Origin of the sequence: Planctomonas deserti (genome assembly GCF_003067705.1) — a bacterium.
Classification (GTDB): domain Bacteria; phylum Actinomycetota; class Actinomycetes; order Actinomycetales; family Microbacteriaceae; genus Planctomonas; species Planctomonas deserti.
Genome location: NZ_QANL01000001.1, coordinates 1,316,122 through 1,331,058 on the forward strand (window position 1 = coordinate 1,316,122; position 14,937 = coordinate 1,331,058).

At 71.8% G+C, this 14,937-nt stretch carries 10 protein-coding genes; 4 read left to right on the plus strand and 6 right to left on the minus strand.

Annotation, left to right across the window (positions count from 1 at the left end; all coding sequences use genetic code 11):
* Positions 1-79: 79 nt before the first annotated feature.
* Positions 80-2,617 carry a glycoside hydrolase family 38 N-terminal domain-containing protein gene (locus DAI20_RS06040; RefSeq protein WP_108249580.1) on the plus strand — a complete coding sequence of 846 codons (2,538 nt, stop codon included), beginning with the start codon at positions 80-82 and terminating at the stop codon, positions 2,615-2,617.
* A gap of 15 nt (positions 2,618-2,632) precedes the next feature.
* Here DAI20_RS06040 and DAI20_RS06045 read toward each other — a convergent pair whose 3' ends face one another.
* The 5 genes from DAI20_RS06045 to DAI20_RS06065 all read right to left on the minus strand — a co-directional run bounded on the left by DAI20_RS06045 (position 2,633) and on the right by DAI20_RS06065 (position 10,791).
* Positions 2,633-5,335 carry an alpha-mannosidase gene (locus DAI20_RS06045; protein ID WP_240605896.1) on the minus strand — a complete coding sequence of 901 codons (2,703 nt, stop codon included), beginning with the start codon at positions 5,333-5,335 and terminating at the stop codon, positions 2,633-2,635.
* Positions 5,332-5,994: a D-sedoheptulose-7-phosphate isomerase gene (locus DAI20_RS06050; protein WP_240605897.1), complete on the minus strand. Its 663-nt coding sequence runs from the start codon at positions 5,992-5,994 to the stop codon at positions 5,332-5,334. The genes DAI20_RS06045 and DAI20_RS06050 overlap by 4 nt, the downstream gene beginning before the upstream one ends.
* Positions 5,987-6,970, minus strand: coding sequence for an ROK family protein (locus tag DAI20_RS06055; protein WP_240605898.1), 984 nt, complete (start codon positions 6,968-6,970; stop codon positions 5,987-5,989). The genes DAI20_RS06050 and DAI20_RS06055 overlap by 8 nt, the downstream gene beginning before the upstream one ends.
* 108 nt (positions 6,971-7,078) lie before the next feature.
* Positions 7,079-9,007 (minus strand): MBL fold metallo-hydrolase, encoded by a 1,929-nt coding sequence (locus tag DAI20_RS06060; protein WP_240605899.1) that lies wholly within the window; start codon positions 9,005-9,007, stop codon positions 7,079-7,081.
* A 227-nt stretch (positions 9,008-9,234) separates the two neighbouring features.
* Positions 9,235-10,791 carry an FAD-dependent oxidoreductase gene (locus DAI20_RS06065; protein ID WP_240605900.1) on the minus strand — a complete coding sequence of 519 codons (1,557 nt, stop codon included), beginning with the start codon at positions 10,789-10,791 and terminating at the stop codon, positions 9,235-9,237.
* A 344-nt stretch (positions 10,792-11,135) separates the two neighbouring features.
* On the opposite strand from DAI20_RS06065, the gene DAI20_RS06070 reads away from it, so the two are divergent.
* The 3 genes from DAI20_RS06070 to DAI20_RS06080 are packed head-to-tail and all read left to right on the plus strand — an operon-like array spanning position 11,136 to position 14,241.
* Positions 11,136-12,422 (plus strand): multidrug effflux MFS transporter, encoded by a 1,287-nt coding sequence (locus DAI20_RS06070; RefSeq protein WP_205781349.1) that lies wholly within the window; start codon positions 11,136-11,138, stop codon positions 12,420-12,422.
* A gap of 38 nt (positions 12,423-12,460) precedes the next feature.
* Positions 12,461-13,150 (plus strand): phosphatase PAP2 family protein, encoded by a 690-nt coding sequence (locus DAI20_RS06075; protein WP_108249583.1) that lies wholly within the window; start codon positions 12,461-12,463, stop codon positions 13,148-13,150.
* Positions 13,147-14,241, plus strand: a complete 1,095-nt coding sequence (locus DAI20_RS06080) for an acyltransferase family protein (protein WP_240605901.1) — start codon at positions 13,147-13,149, stop codon at positions 14,239-14,241. Before DAI20_RS06075 ends, DAI20_RS06080 begins: the two co-directional genes overlap by 4 nt.
* On the opposite strand, the gene DAI20_RS06085 is transcribed toward DAI20_RS06080, so the two are convergent.
* On the minus strand, positions 14,238-14,876 hold the full coding sequence (locus tag DAI20_RS06085; RefSeq protein ID WP_108249584.1) for a hypothetical protein: 639 nt from the start codon (positions 14,874-14,876) through the stop codon (positions 14,238-14,240). The two genes, DAI20_RS06080 and DAI20_RS06085, sit on opposite strands and share 4 nt — an antisense overlap.
* Positions 14,877-14,937 lie beyond the last annotated feature (61 nt).

Consider the following 14,937-nt stretch of genomic DNA (forward strand, 5'->3'; position numbering starts at 1 on the left):
CGTTATTAGCGCTTGATCAGGCCGGTTGCCGCTGGCTAGGCTCCTTGTGGCAACGATGCCACATCGCTGAAGGGCGAACATGTCAGCCATCCGTACTGTTCTACTCCTCGGACACACGCATCACGACGTCGGGTACACGAACAGTCCGCGCATCGTCGACGATGCGCACAGGAGGATCGTGTCGCACGTGCTCGATCTGTGCGACGAGGACCCGGCGGAGGGTGACGACTCCTTCCGCTGGACCTTCGAGGTCGCCCGCCCGGTGCTGGCCTTCCTGCGGAACGCGGACGAGCGCGAGGTCCAGCGGCTCTGCCGGCTCGTCGCAGCCGGCCGGGTCTCGGTGACCGGTGGCTACCTCAACATGACTCAGCTCCCGTCGGACGGCGAGTTCGGCGCGGCCTACGACCGCCTGCGGGAGTTCGCGGTCGCCGGCATCCCCGTGCGCACCGAGCAGCACGGGGACGTGAACGGCATCGCCTGGGGCGCGGTCACGGCGATGCGCGACGCGGGCATCGACCGGCTCCTCATGGCGCTGAACCCGGACCACGGCCGCGCGCCGTTCCACCAGCCCACCGGGTTCTGGTGGGAGGGTCCGCGGGGGGACCGGGTCTTCACCTGGCTCTCGACCCACTACGGCTTCGGCGAGGAGTGGGGCATCATCGACGGCGACGTCGAGCGGGCGGAGCGCCACATCTCTGCGTTCCTCGACGAGCTGGCCACCCGCGACGACTACCCCTACGACACCGCTCTCGTGCACGCCGCGAACGACAACCGGTGGCCGACAGCGCTGTTCCTCGACGTCGTGCGCCACTGGAACGCCCGCCACCCCGACGTGCGGATGCGCACGGCGACCGTCGACGAGGCCCTCGACGTGCTCGCCGCCCAGGCCCGAGACGCCGACGTGCCCGTGGTGCGCGGGGAGTGGTCCGACTGGTGGTCGCACGGCCACGGCTCGACGGCGCGGGAGGTCGCGGTCTACCGGGAGGCGCGATCCCTGGCGCGCGCGGCCGCGGCGACGCTCGGCATAGCGGCGCTGCGCGGCGACGGCCAGCCGACCCTCGCGACCGTGCTCGGCTACCGGCGCGGGCCCGTGCGGCTGCGGAGCTGCAGCGAGGTCGCCGAGCGACTCGGCCACGTGGACGAGCAGCTGCTGCTCTACGGCGAGCACACCTGGGGCTCCTGGGAGACCTACTCCAAGCCGCACTCCACCTTCAACTCCTCGTCCGCGAACGCGAAGGCGGGCTTCGCCTTCGACGCGTACGACTGGGCACGCGACCTCGCCGTCGAGGGGTTCTTCCGAGCACTAGCGAGTGGCGGGGACGGGGCGGACACGCAGGATCCGGACGCCGGAAGCGGCGGCGCCGCCGTCGACCCGGATCCGCACCGCGACGGCGGCGTGCCGCAGCGCAGCGACGGGTCGCCCGCCGACGCGACCGCGGCCGACGGCGGCTCCGCTGACGTGATCGCGGTCCTGAACCCCACCGAGCGGGACCGTACCGAGCCCGTGCTCGTGGAGATCGCGGGCTCCCGGTGCGCGCGGATCGTCGCGACCGTGCCCGCGTTCGGTGCCGTCGTCCTTCCGGTGCCCGGGCCGCCGGTCGAACGGGGCGAGGCGCGGTCCGTCGAGACGGACCGCTACCGCGTCCGCGTCGACCCCGCCCTCGGCGGGGTCGTGTCGCTGGTGGACCTGCGCTCGGGCCGCGAGCTCGTGGATGCGATGGCGGGGCACGGACTCGGCGCCGTGCTGGTGGAGACGGTGCCGCCGGGCAGCACGCACCCCATGGTGACCCGGAACCCGAAGGACTTCCATCCCGATCACCCGGGCCCCGACTTCGTCCGCACCGCCGCCACCGGGAACGCCGAGCCGGCGGTCCTCGCGGGCGACGGGTTCGTGAGCATCGAGTGGGAGTCGGCGGCGCCCGGGGTCCCCGGCATCCGCACCGCCCTCACCCTGCACGACGGCACCGAGGCGATCGACGTCGACGTGAGCCTCGTCAAGCCGGCGCGATTCGGGCCGGAGAGTGTGTTCGTGGCCTTCCCCTTCGCCGTCGACGAGCCGGAGTTCCTCCTCGAGACGGCGGGCGCCGTCTATGCGGCCGACACGGAGCAGCTGCCGGACACGAGCAAGGACTGGTACTCGATCCAGCACGCGGTCGGCGTCTCCGGCGCGGGGCACGGCGTCGTCTGGGGCAGCGTCGACGCCCCGCTCGTGCAGCTCGGCGGCATCCACACGGGCGAGTGGGCGCGGACGCTCGTGGTCGCCGGCGGGGGCACCGGCACCTACCGGTACCGCTTCCTGCCGCGGGAACGCGCGGTGACGCGGGAGGACGTGCGCCTGCACGGCCGCGACCTGCTCGATCCCCTGCAGGCGAGGCAGTACGTCGGCCCGGTGCGGATGCTAGGACGCGGCGGCCTGACCGTCGAGCCGGCCGGGCGCGTGCTCGGCGAACTGCGGCCGCTCGAGGACGGGTCGGTGCGTGTGCGCCTGCGTAACATCACGGCCGAGCCGCTCACGGCCACGGTCTCCTGCGACGGACCGGGCGTCACGGGCGGGAAGTCCGTGCCGATTGCAGCCCACGGCGTCGCCGACGTGCACCTGCGCCGCACCCACGGGTAGGCGCGGCGGAAGCGGTCAGGCGTCGGGCGTGGTCGCGGCCGACGAGCTCGCCAGGTCCTCCGCGCCCGGCTCGGGCAGCGGCTCCCGCGCCTCGGTCGTGCCGGTCTCCGGCTCGGCGTCGGGGGCGACCTCGCCCGCGGCATGCGCCACAGGGCGCTCCAGCAGGTCGACCTCGACGACGGGGCGGGACGGATCCCGTGGCACCCGGAAGCCGCGGATCTGGCTCGGTCCGAAGTGCTCCTCGAGCACCCGGTCCACCACCGGCAGCTCTATTCGGGCGAGCCCGCCCTCGCCCCGCGTCTCCACGGCGCGCACGATGAGGTCCGCCGTTCCGGTGCCCGATTCCGCCACGGCATCCTCGCTGCCCTTGATCGCGGTCACCAGCACGGCGCCGCCGCCGTCGGAGGCGAAGGAGTGCACCGCGGGCAGCGTGCCGCCGTGGGAGGACTCGAGCATCGCCCGCACGGGGGAGCCGAGCAGGATCGCACGGCGGGTGGGCTGCGCGGCCCGCCAGTCCCCGGCGTGCGGGATGAGCTCGTAGCTGAAGCGCTGCACGCCCTGATCCTGGAAGCTGTAGACGCCGTCGGGGTCGAGCAGGCGCGGGTCGTGCCAGGAGTAAACGGGGCTCCGCGTGGCCGTGATGCCGATGCTCGGCTCAGCGCCGGGGGACACGTCGAACGCGTGCTTGTTGGTCGCGACGACCGTGAGGCCGGCGGGGCGACCGTGCAGCGTGCCCGTGACGTCCACCCAGCCCTGGGTCGGCTCCTCCGCCCCGTCGGCCTCCTTGTGGATGGAGCCGAACGGGATCTCGTAGGTGGCGGCGGGATCGGTGAGGGCCGTCGGGAAGCGCAGCTTCAGCAGGTGCGCCTTCTCCCGCCAGTCCAGCGTCACGTTCACCCGCAGCACCGCGGAGTCGTGGTTGAGCACGAACTCCTCCACCAGGGTCGACGCGTCCCAGGAGCGCTCGATACGCACGCGGGAGCGCAACGGGCCGGTCTCCCGGATCACGACGCGGTCGAGCGTCATGGGTGCGCCCGGCCAGGCGTAGGAGACGACGCGGTGGCCCCAGGTGTCGGTCGGGTCCTCGCACACCTGGGTGTGCGACCGCCCGTCGACCCGGTCCATCACGTCGAGGCCCGTGGCCCTGTCGAGGTAGGAGCGGATCCAGCCCGTCTCGGGGTCGAGCTCGATGCGCGCGAAGTCGTTCTCGAGCACGGTGTCACCGACAGTCAGGGGAAGTGGCTCCCCACCGCTCCACGGGCCCTCCCCGGCGACACCCGGGCGGAGGCGGTAGAGCCGGTAGCCGAGGGCGGGCAGGTCGGCGCGGAAGACGACGGCGCCGCGGCTCACGTCGTCCGTGGTCGCCGTCGACTGCGTCCTCTGCGAGAGCACGCGGGCGCCCGCGTCGTCCACCACGTGCGTGCCGCCGCGCTGGGCTCCGTAGTGCAGCTCCACGTCGGTGGACACGGGCCAGGGGTGCGGGTTGAAGACGAGGACCGGCTGAGTGCCCTCCTCGAACGGCACCGCCACCTGCCGGGCGAGCACGTTGTGGGCGCGCACGAGGATCCGCTTGGCGATCGAGACCGCCTCGCCCAGCTGGTCCCGCGCGTCGTCGTAGGACGGCTCGATGGCCGACCCGGGGAGCACGTCGTGGAACTGGTTGAACAGCACCTGCTTCCACGCCGCCTCGAGCTGCTCGCGCGGGTAGTCGACATCACCGCGGACCGCCGTGATGGCCGCCCACCGCTCGGCGGACAACAGGGCGAACTGGGCCCGCTTCTGCCAGGCCTTGATGCCCGAGTGGGCGGAGTAGCAGCCGCGGGCGTGCATCTGCATGTCGTGGCGGCGCACGGCGAGGGCGTCGAGGAAGCGCTCGCCGCGGGCGAGCACCCCGTCGAAGTAGGTGCGGGGCGACGACATGACCATCCGGCCGAACGAGCCCATGCGGTCGTAGCGGTAGATCGACTCGATGTTTGCCTTCGTGGGTCCGCCGCCGTGGTTGCCGACGCCGTAGAAGACCATGAGGTCGCCGATGCCCTTGTCGAGCTGGCCGAGTGCCTTGTCCGTCTGGCCGTCGACGGAGCCGGCGGGGCTGCCGTACTCGTAGGGGATCCGGTAGGCCAGCACCCGACTGCCGTCCGGGGACTCCCACCAGAAGAGCGTCTCGTCGAAGTCGCTTTCGTGCGGGCCCGGGCGGAGGAACATGTAGGAGTCCATGCCCTGGCCGCGGAGGATCTGCGGCAGCATCCCGTTGTGCCCGAAGGGGTCGACGTTCATGCCGACCGTCGCCATCCGGCCGAAGCGCGACTGCAGGTACCTCTGCCCGTACAGGCCCTGGCGCACGAAGCTCTCGCCCATGGGCAGGTTGCAGTCCGGCTCCACCCACCAGCCGCCGGCGTTGACCCAGCGGCCCTCGGCCACGCGCTCCCGGATGCGCTCGAACAGCTCCGGGTCGGACTCCTCCACCCAGCTGAGCAGCACGACCTGGTCGCAGGTGAAGACGAAGTCCGGGTACTCGTCCATGCGCTGGATCGCGGACCAGAACGTGGCGCGGGCCTCCTGATACCCCTCCTGCCACGGCCAGAGCCACACCGGGTCGAGGTGGGCGTTGCCGATCATGTGGATCGTGCGATCCGGGGTGGCCGTCGGACGGTCGGCGGAGGCGCGGTGGGTCGCGTTCCCGCCCCAGCCGGCGTTGGCCATCGGTGCGATCGTCACTGGTACTCCCTGTCTCCCGCCGCCCACGCGTCGACCAGCTCGCTGATCGCGTGGAGCAGGAACGTGTGCAGCTCCTGGATGCGGGGCGTCGAGGTGGACGGCGACAGCAGCAGGTGGTCGGCAAAGCGGGCGGCCGGACCGCCGTCCCCGCCGCCGAACAGCACCGTCGTCGCGCCGCGCTCCCGGGCGGCCGCGAGTCCCGCCACGATGTTGGCGGAACGTCCGCTCGTGCTGAACGCCGCCACGACGTCTCCCCGGCGGGCGAGGCCGGTCACCTGGCGCGCGAACACCTCGTCGAACGAGAAGTCGTTCGCGATGCAGGTCACCGCGGTGGGATCCGTGCTCAGCGCCACGGCACCGAGCGGGCGTCGGTCCCGCGTGTAGTGGCCGATGATCTCACCGGCGAAGTGCTGCGCGTCCGCGGCGCTGCCGCCGTTTCCGAAGGTGTAGAGGATCCCGCCCCGCTCGAACACGCCGCAGAGCAGCCGCGCGACCTCGCGCACCTCGGGGAGGAGACCCCTCGCCGCCTCCGCGGTGGCGATGTGCTCGAGGAGCTGTCGCTCGAGGTGCTGCTGCTGGTGGTCCAGGTGCTGCAGCTCCGGGTGTCGCTGCTCCGTCCGGTCGACGCCGGCCAACCGGTCGTGCACGGTGTCAGACACGGGCGGGCTCCTTTGCCAGGTCAAGGGCGACGGAGGCGGCCCCGACCACGCCGACGTGGTCGCCCAGCCGGGCGATCTCGATCCGCGCCGCGGCGGCCGCGGGCGCCATGGCGGCGGACAGCACCCCGGAACGCACCGGGTCGAGCAGCAGGGCGCCGGACCGGGTGACGCCGCCACCGAGGATGACGGCGTCCGGTTCGAAGACGTTCACGAGATCCGTGATCGCCGAGACCAGGGCAGCGACTGCCTGTTCCCATACCCGGACGGCGAGGGCGTCGCCGGCGGCCGCGGCGGCGGAGACGTCCTCGGCGCGCACCACCGTGAGAGCGCGCAGGGCCGAGGACTCCGACGAGGTCGCGAGCTCCTCGGCGGCGCGCCGTGCGATCGAGGTGCCGGACGCCAGAATCTCGAGGCAGCCCCTGCGGCCGCAAAGGCACGGCGGCCCGTCGGGGTCGACGGTCACGTGCCCGTACTCCCCGCCGTTGCCGGCCGCCCCGCGGTGCAGGCGCCCGTTCAGCACCGCCCCGCCACCCACGCCCGTGGACACCGTGAGGTAGAGCATCGTCTCGGTTCCGCGACCAGCGCCGAAGCGGTACTCGCCGAGCGCGGCGGCGCTCGCGTCGTTCTCGAGCGCGGCGGGCACGGCGAACTCGGCGGAGGCGAGGTCGACGATCGGCACGCGGACCCAGCCGGGCAGGTGCAGTGGGGCGAGCAGGACGCCGTTCTTCGCATCGAGCGGGCCCCCGCAGGAGATGCCGACGGCACCGATCGGCGCGGACACGCCCTCCTCCCGTGCGAGTTCGATCGAGCGCGCGCCGAGGTCGAAGAGGCGGCGCAGCACCGCGTCCGGTCCCTCGTCCCTGCGGGTCGGCTCCGTGAGGAACCCGCGGGGGCGTCCGTCGCTGGTCACCACGCCGACGGCGAGCTTCGTGCCCCCGATATCGAGCGCGAGAACCGCGCGTTGTCTGGCACCCACAGCGGCACCCTCCTCTCGACAGCCCGAGTCACGACCCCGTGCGAGCGGCTGTGGCATCGATCCCACAGATATTACGGCCGCGGATCGAGGCGGGGCAACGGTCACTGTTCAGGCCTCCCCGCCCGCGGACCGGGCCGCCGTGACGGTGACGAGGGCCTCCGCGTGCTGGCCGAGCCGGAGATCCCCGACGCTGACGTCGACGGCGATGCGAGCCCGGCGAACCGCGGTCGGGCCGACGCGGACGTCCACCGTGACGGCCGCCTCCTCGCCCGCGCCCAGCCACAGCTCCAGCGCCGGTCGGTCGGTCGTCCAGTCGAGCGGCAGCACCGGCCGGATCGTCGCATCCGCGGGGGAGGCGTGCGGGTTCCGCACCGTGACCGTGTAGCGCAGCGTCTCGCCCGCTTGGGCCTCCCGCCGGTACGGCTCGATGCGGGCGAGCACGCCGTCGGCGCCGAGGTCGAGCTCGTCGAGGGGCAGCAGGGCGCTGTGCAGCTCGATGAGGTCCCAGCCCGCGTAGGCGAGGTAGTCGAGGTAGCCCTCCTCTACCCAGCGCGGGTCCCAGTGGCCGCTGGCCAGCAGGCCCGGTGCGATGCGCTTGTAGAGCCGCGCGCTGTCGCGGTAGTCCGTCACCCGGAAGCGGTTCCGGTACTGGTAGTTGAGGATCTCGCGCCGGTCGCCGGGAACGCCGAGGCCCTCCTGCTGGTCGCCGGTGAACAGCACCCGGACCCCGTCGACGTCCACCTCGAACGCGGCGGCGAAGAGGGTGTGGCCGGGAAGTTCGTGCACGGTGATGGAGTACTCGTTCCACTGCACCGTCTGCCCGAGCGGCAGGATGCGGTCGGAGGGGATGGGCTCGTACCACTGGCAGGGCAGGTCGTGGCGCAGCGGGTTGTCGAGCACGGGGGCGACGTTCGCGGGCGTCCAGATCTCGGTGCCCTCGACGTCGCGGAGGATCGGCAGGCCCGCGACGTGGTCGTCGTGGTAGTGCGTCGTCATGGCGACGGAGACGCGGCTGACGCCGAAGTCGCGCTTCAGAGCGGGGAGCGACGCGAGCCAGGGGCGGCGGGCCGCGCGGTCCGTGCCGGTCGGGAGCCCGGTGGTCATGTCGTAGCCGAAGTCGACGAAGAGGGCTTCGCCGGTGCCGGACAGCAGCACGTAGCCCGTCGCCAGGCTCGACCGGTTCATCAGCAGGTGCTCGGTGACGTGCACGAACGGAGCGCGGAGCCGGTCGCGCAGGTCCCAGGAATACCACCGGCGGGAGTCGACGTAGGACTGCATCCGCTCGGCGAGGAGACCGAGCGCGCCGTGCGGCTCCGGGATGGGCTCGCCGTGGGACGGCAGGAGCAGGCGGAGGTCCTCGTCCTGCATCAGGTAGCAGCTGAGAACGGTCATCGCCGGTCCCTCGGCGTTCGTGTACGACCACTGCGTCGACGCGAGCGACCACACCTTGCCGGGGCCGTAGATGAGGTCGCCGGTGAAGCCGATGCGCGCGCCGTCCCGCTCCAGCAGGTAGCTGACCGAGCCGATGGTGTGACCGGGGGTCGGCACCACCCGCAGGGCCACGCCGCCGAAGTCCGTGATGGCGTACTCGCGCACCGTGGAGGCGACGGGCACCGACTGCAGCAGCGAGAACCGGTCCTGGCGCAGGTTGTAGTCGTTGTCGAGCTGACGCGTCTCCCACATCTCCTCGACGCGGGCGAACAGGTCGACCTCGACGGGCGGCACGTGGATCGGGATGCCGGCCGAGGCCGCGCGGTCGAGCCCCTGCCCCTGATCGCGGTGGTGGTGGGTCATCACGACGTCAGTGATGCGATCGATGCCGATGTCATCGAGCAGATCGAGGACCAGCCCGGAGCCGAAGTCGATGGCGACTCCCGTGCGGGCGCCGTCGGCCACGACGACGTAGACGCTGCAGGTGTCCCGGACGCGGAAGACGCCCCGCGCGACCTCCTCCAGCTGCCCGCGACGGGCGGGCGCCGTGATCGTGCCCGCGGTGCCGTCGCCGCGGAGCGCACTGGTGGGGTCGGGGATGCTCACGGGCGGTGTCGCCTCCTGGCGGCGCTGATCCGCGCGATGAACGCTGGTCGCGTCATCACGAACCGGGGGATGGGTCGAGCGTATCTGGTATCGATGCCAGAGGAGAAGATCAGCGCTTCTCCTAGATTTCCCGCTGCTTCTACGGGGATCCGGCCCGCCGACGCGCAGAAATGTGGGACAACCGTGTGGGACAGTCCCACCCGTGCTCGCCTCCGGCGGGGTCTCGGTCAGAGGGAGAGGACCTGACCCGCGTCGCGCAGGAGGGACTGCAGGCTGGCGACGTCGACCCCGTGTACTCGCGGAGAGCCCGGGGTGCGCAGCGCGAGGGCCGCCGCGACTCCCGCGGCCTGACCCATCATCTGGTACTGCACCTCCATCCGGATCGACGAGAAGGCGACGTGCGACGCCGAGACACATACCGACACGAGGAGGTTCTCGCAGTCCTCCCGCCTGGGCAGCAGCGCGCGGTACGGGATCGGGTACGGCGGCACCGCCACGCTCAGGTACCCCTCGGTGAACACCATCCCGATCGGCCTCGGGTGCTCCGGCACGAATCGCCACGCCCGCTGCACCTCGCGGATGTCCAGGTGGTACGACCCCATGGCGATCACATCCGGCTGCAGCGCCGCGGCGACGAGGTCGTGCTCCGTGAGGATGTGCTCGCCCCGCATTCGGCGGGCCTCCCGCACGTACAGCTGGTGCGGCAGATGGCCGGTGTCGGCGAACTCGTCGGCGGGGAGGCCCCAGCCGGCCAGTTCGGCACGCACCGACGCGGGGACGGCGGGGTCTGTGGAGAGGAACCAGAGGAAGTCCTGCGCGTGCGCCAGGTGGTGCAGCCGAATCCCCTCGCGGCGCTCCACGTCGGCGGTCGGGTACTCCCACGCGGAGCCGTCGAGCACACTCAGCGAGAAGGGGCCGAGGGAATTCCCGTCGGCCTTCCCGCCCGGAAGGTTCTGCTCGAGACCCAGCAGCCGGCCCGCGGGCGGTTCGATGCCGCTCCGCCGCCAGTGCTCGAACAGGCGCCGCCCCAGCTCCCAGTGGGCCGGGTCGTAGCCGTCCCGCCGGGAGAACGGGATGCGGTCGCTCGCCGTGGTGAGGCAGAGGCGGTAGCCGTACGACATCACGCCGCCGTCCCCCTCGCCGACGTCGACCATCGGTTCCGGCTTGATCTGCGGAAGCAGCGCACCCGGTCGCTCCCCGGTCTCGTCGTCCCGGAACGGCGAGACCCACGGCGGCATGGTGTGTCGTCCGGGCAGCAGTTCCTGCCGCCCTGCATGCCTCTCTCCGTGCAGCGACCGATCCTCTCGCCCGACCGCGGAGGGCACGCCGGCGAGGTCGAGGAGGTCGCCCTCGTAGCTCGCATCGATGAAGACGCCCGCGGTGACCCGGCGCCCGCTCGCCGTCTCGAACGACCGGATGCGGCCACCAGCACGGTCGACGGCGATGACTCGTTCGCCGAAGAGCACGGCGACGCCGGCTTCGGCGAGCCAGCGACGAAGGATCCGCTCCGCGACGTGCGGCTCCGGCCCGGCGAATGCGCCGGGGGAGACGCCGTAGGTCTCCGCCACGTCCCGGCGGAAGCGGGCCGCCAGCCCGCCGATGACGCGGGAGTCGCCGACGTCCGTGTAGCCGAGGCCACCGGAGACCATGCCGCCCACGTGGCGGCCGGGCTCCAGGAGCAGGGTCTGCGCTCCGGCCCGGGCTGCGGCGACCGCGGCGCACACCCCCGACGCGGTCGCGCCGTAGACGGCGACCTCGACGTCGCTCCGGATGCCCGAGCCCACGAGGTGGGACCGTAGCCATCCGCGGGAGAGAGGTCAATAGCCGGTACCGCATCGCGGCACCGGCGCGTCCGGTTGCGTCCCTGGACTGAGTCAGGGCGGTGACGTGCCGTTTCTCGAGCGAGCCGATCGGTTGCGTCCCTCCTACGGGTCCGGTGACCGCAGAAGCGGCACGTGTTGTAACACGGAACCGGAAGCGTTACCAGCCCTGTTAGAAAATTGTGCAGGGGGTGCATTTTCGAGAGCAGCGGGGTTAACGTAGGGGAGCGGGGAGGGACTCGTCGGGCTTATGCGACCCGGTTCTCCGTCCGTTCCCCCGCCTCAGCTCCCGCACTGCCTGTCCAACGATGGTCGCGCCGATCATCGTGCGCGCGCCCTCTCCCTCCGCTTTCGCAAGGAACCAGTTGTCGACCGTTCTTCACCCAGGTGACGCCCTCTCCCGTAGACAGCGCCTCGTCTACATCCTCGTGCTCGGCGGACTCGTCGCGCTCGGACCCTTCACGATCGACCTCTACCTGCCCGCGCTGCCGGTACTCCAGCAGGACTTCGCCGTCTCGGAGGGCACGGCCCAGCTGACGCTGAGCGCCACCATCCTGGGCTTCGCGCTCGGTCAGCTCGTCGTCGGCCCCTGGAGCGACAAGGTGGGCAGGCGCCTGCCGCTCATCCTTGCGACCGCCCTGCACATCGCGGCCTGCTTCACCGCCGTGCTCGCGCCGGACATCACCTGGCTCATGATCGCGCGCGTCCTGCAGGGCATGGGCGCAGCGGGCGGCGGCGTCGTGGCGATGGCCATGGTCCGCGACCTCTTCGGTGGCAAGCCCCTCGTGCGCATGCTCTCCCGCATGGCCCTCGTCACCGGCCTCGCGCCGATTCTCGCGCCGCTGATCGGCTCGCAGCTCCTGCTCTTCGTCGACTGGCGTGGCGTCTTCGCGTTCCTGGTCGGCTACGGCATCCTCGTCATCCTCGCCGTGTCCTTCCTCGTGCGGGAGACCATGCCGAAGGAGCGCACGGACGACTCGGGCTCGTCCACCGTCCTGCAGCGCTACCGCAACGTGCTCACCGACCGGATCTTCGTCGGCGTCGCCATCATCGGCGGGTTCTCCTTCGCCGGCCTGTTCGCGTACCTGGCCGCGTCGCCGTTCATCTTCCAGGAGGTCTACGGCCTCGACGCCCAGCAGTACGGCCTGCTCTTCGCCGTCAACTCGCTCGGCATCGTCATCGGCACGCAGGTCTCCGCCCGCCTCATCCCCCGGGTCGGTGCGCAGTGGGTGCTCGCCGTGACCACGTCGGTGCAGCTGCTCATGGCCGTGGCGATAATCCTCGTCGTGTCCGCCGGGCTCGGGCTGATCGCGGTGCTCATCCCGCTCTGGTTCTTCATCGCGGCCTGCGGGTTCGGCTTCCCCTGCGTGCAGGTGCTGGCCCTCGTGAACCACGGGCACGAGGCGGGTACGGCCGCGTCCCTGCTCGGCGCCGTGAACTTCGGCCTCGCCGGAGTCATCTCGCCCATCGTCGGCTTCGTCGGCACGGCGAACGCGGTGCCCATGGCCTTCGTGATGGCGTCAACGGCGGTCGTCTCGATCGTCTCGATCTGGTTCGTCGTGCGGCCTCGCACGGTGCCCGCGCTCGCCAATTGAGCCGCGCCGCTCTGCGACGGCCTAGGTAGGCTCGGCGGATGACTGTCACTCCCAAGCAGCGCGAGAAGGAAGCGGACGCCTACAAGGTCCAGCGGTTCTGGCCTGTCGTCAGCGGCGCCGTCGCCGTTCTGCTTGTCGGCCTCGGCGGCTTCCTCATCGCTCTCCGTGACTTCCAGGTGGTTCCGTTCGATGTCGACGCGGAGTGGATGGAGGAGCTCGTCGAGCACCGGCACCCGTTCTGGCAGGCCATGGCGCTCGCGTTCGACCACCTCGGCGGCGGCATCCTCGGCGTGTTCATCGTGCCGCTCGCCGTCATCGCGGTGCTGTTCCTCCTCAAGAGGCGGTGGGCCGCGCTGTACTTCGCCGTGGCCTCCGTGGTGAGCGCGCTCCTCGTGCAGATCATCAAGAACCTCGTCGGCCGGCCGCGGCCCGAGGAGATCCTCGTCGCCGCGGACTTCGGCTCATTCCCCTCAGGGCATACGGCGAACGCGGCGACCATGGCCGTCGCCCTCGCGCTCATCCTGCGCCGCTACTGGATCTGGTTCGCCGGTGCCGCGTACGTCGTGCTCATGCTGCTCAGCCGCAACTACCTCGGCGCGCACTGGCTCACCGACACCATGGGGGGCATGGTGCTCGGCGCCGGTGTCGCGGTGATCGCCTGGGCGCCGTTCGCGCACCGGCTTCACGTGGAGCGGCGACGGAAGCAACCGGACGCCGTCGCGACGTGATCGTTCCCCGCGAGCTGTCCCCGGGCCGGCTGTACGGCATCGACGTGGCCCGCGGGCTCGCCGTGCTCGGCATGATGGCCGCGCACGTGGGGGCGAACACCGACTTCGACTTCGCCCGCCCCGCCACCTGGGCCGGCGTCACGGACGGCCGGTCGTCGATCCTGTTCGCCACCGTCGCCGGCATCTCGATCGCCCTCATGTCGGGGCGGAGCGCGCCCGTGCAGGGCGACGAGCTCATGCGGGCGCGGCTGCGCATCCTGATCCGGGCGGTCGTGATCTTCGCGCTCGGCGGGCTGCTCATCATGCTGCAGACCGGCGTGGGCATCATCCTCGAGTTCTACGCCGTGATGTTCGCCCTCTCGCTTCCGTTCCTGCGTCTCCGGTCGGGGCGGCTGTTCGAGCTCGCGGCGGTGTTCGCGGTGCTCGCGCCGCTGGTCAACCTGCTGCTCATCGATGCGCTCAGCACGGCCCCCCGGGTGAGCGCGATCGTGGATCTCGTCGTCACGGGCCAGTACCCGGTGCTCGTCTGGCTCGCGTTCCTCTTCACCGGCCTCGGCATCGGCCGGCTCGACCTCACGTCGCAGCGGGTCCGCACCCGGCTCGTGGTGGTCGGCGGCCTTCTCGCCGTGGCGGGGTACGGCCTCGGGGTCCTGCTCGGCCGGGTGCTGGGGAGGCTGGAGGACGCCGAGGTGGTGTTCACGGTCGAGCCGCACAGCGGTTCGGTCTTCGAGGTCATCGGGTCGGGTGGCTTCGCCATGGCGGTGATCGGGCTCTGCCTTCTCGCCGCGGACCGGGCCCGCTGGCCGCTGTTCCCGCTCGAAGCGACGGGGGCCATGGCGCTCACCGTCTACAGCCTGCACATCGTGGCCATCGCCCTCATCGGGGACGAGGCGTTCGAGCAGACCGACTACGGCCTGTACCTGGGTTTCCTCGTGGTCACCCTCGTCGCGGCCACCCTGTGGCGGCTGACGCTGGGCGCGGGGCCCTTCGAGCGGCTGCTCGCGACCGTGGCACGCCGGGCCACGACGACCACCGTCGACAGCAGCGCGGCGCCTCTCCGTGACGGGATGCCCTCCGGGCGCTCCGACTAGAGGTGAACGGCGCCGGGCAGGCCGTGGGCGCCGAGCAGCGCGGCGGCGGCCAGCGCCCCGAGCGCCGCGGCCCCGACGGTGGCGATGGCCAGCGAGACGCGCCGGCGCTCCAGCCACGGAAGCAGGTGGGGGTGCGTGCGGCGCAGCTCGCCCCGGGTCATCGCCTCGGGGATGGGGGTGAGCGGGATGTCGAGCTCCTGCGCCAGGCGGCGCATGCTCTCCCGTGACCACATCGATCCGCGCAGCCGCATCGCCGTCCTGCCGTCCTCCGTCACGACGAACAGGTGCGGTTGGGTGTCCAGGGTCTGGCCGCGGTAGGTCTGCACCAGGAGGAGCTGCCCGATGTCGTCCCGGTCGAGCTTCCTCCGCAGGCCCAGGGGGCTCCGCATCACGATCCCACGTCCCGCCACCCACACCCGCGCCCGGCACAGCCGGATGGTCGCGACCGTGCAGGCGAGCGTGACGAGCGCGTGCTCCAGCAGCAGCGTCGGCCAGGTGCCCCCGGGCACGGTGAGGAAGTAGAGGACGGCGAAGACGGGCGTGACGAGGGCCACCGACGTGAGGGCGACGGTGCGCGGCACCGACGAGATGGGCTGGAGGACGCGAGCGTCCGTGCACGTGTCTACAGCGGTCATGAGCCCCCCATGGCAGCGGGCGCTCTCCGTGGCACCACCTACTGTTTCCCCTGCTGGTGAA

Coding starts and splice junctions, on each gene's coding strand:
- DAI20_RS06040 (WP_108249580.1), top strand. CDS start 80: ATGTCAGCCATCCGTACTGTTCTACTCCTCGGACACACGCATCACGAC.
- DAI20_RS06070 (WP_205781349.1), top strand. CDS start 11,136: ATGGTCGCGCCGATCATCGTGCGCGCGCCCTCTCCCTCCGCTTTCGCA.
- DAI20_RS06075 (WP_108249583.1), top strand. CDS start 12,461: ATGACTGTCACTCCCAAGCAGCGCGAGAAGGAAGCGGACGCCTACAAG.
- DAI20_RS06085 (WP_108249584.1), bottom strand. CDS start 14,876: ATGACCGCTGTAGACACGTGCACGGACGCTCGCGTCCTCCAGCCCATC.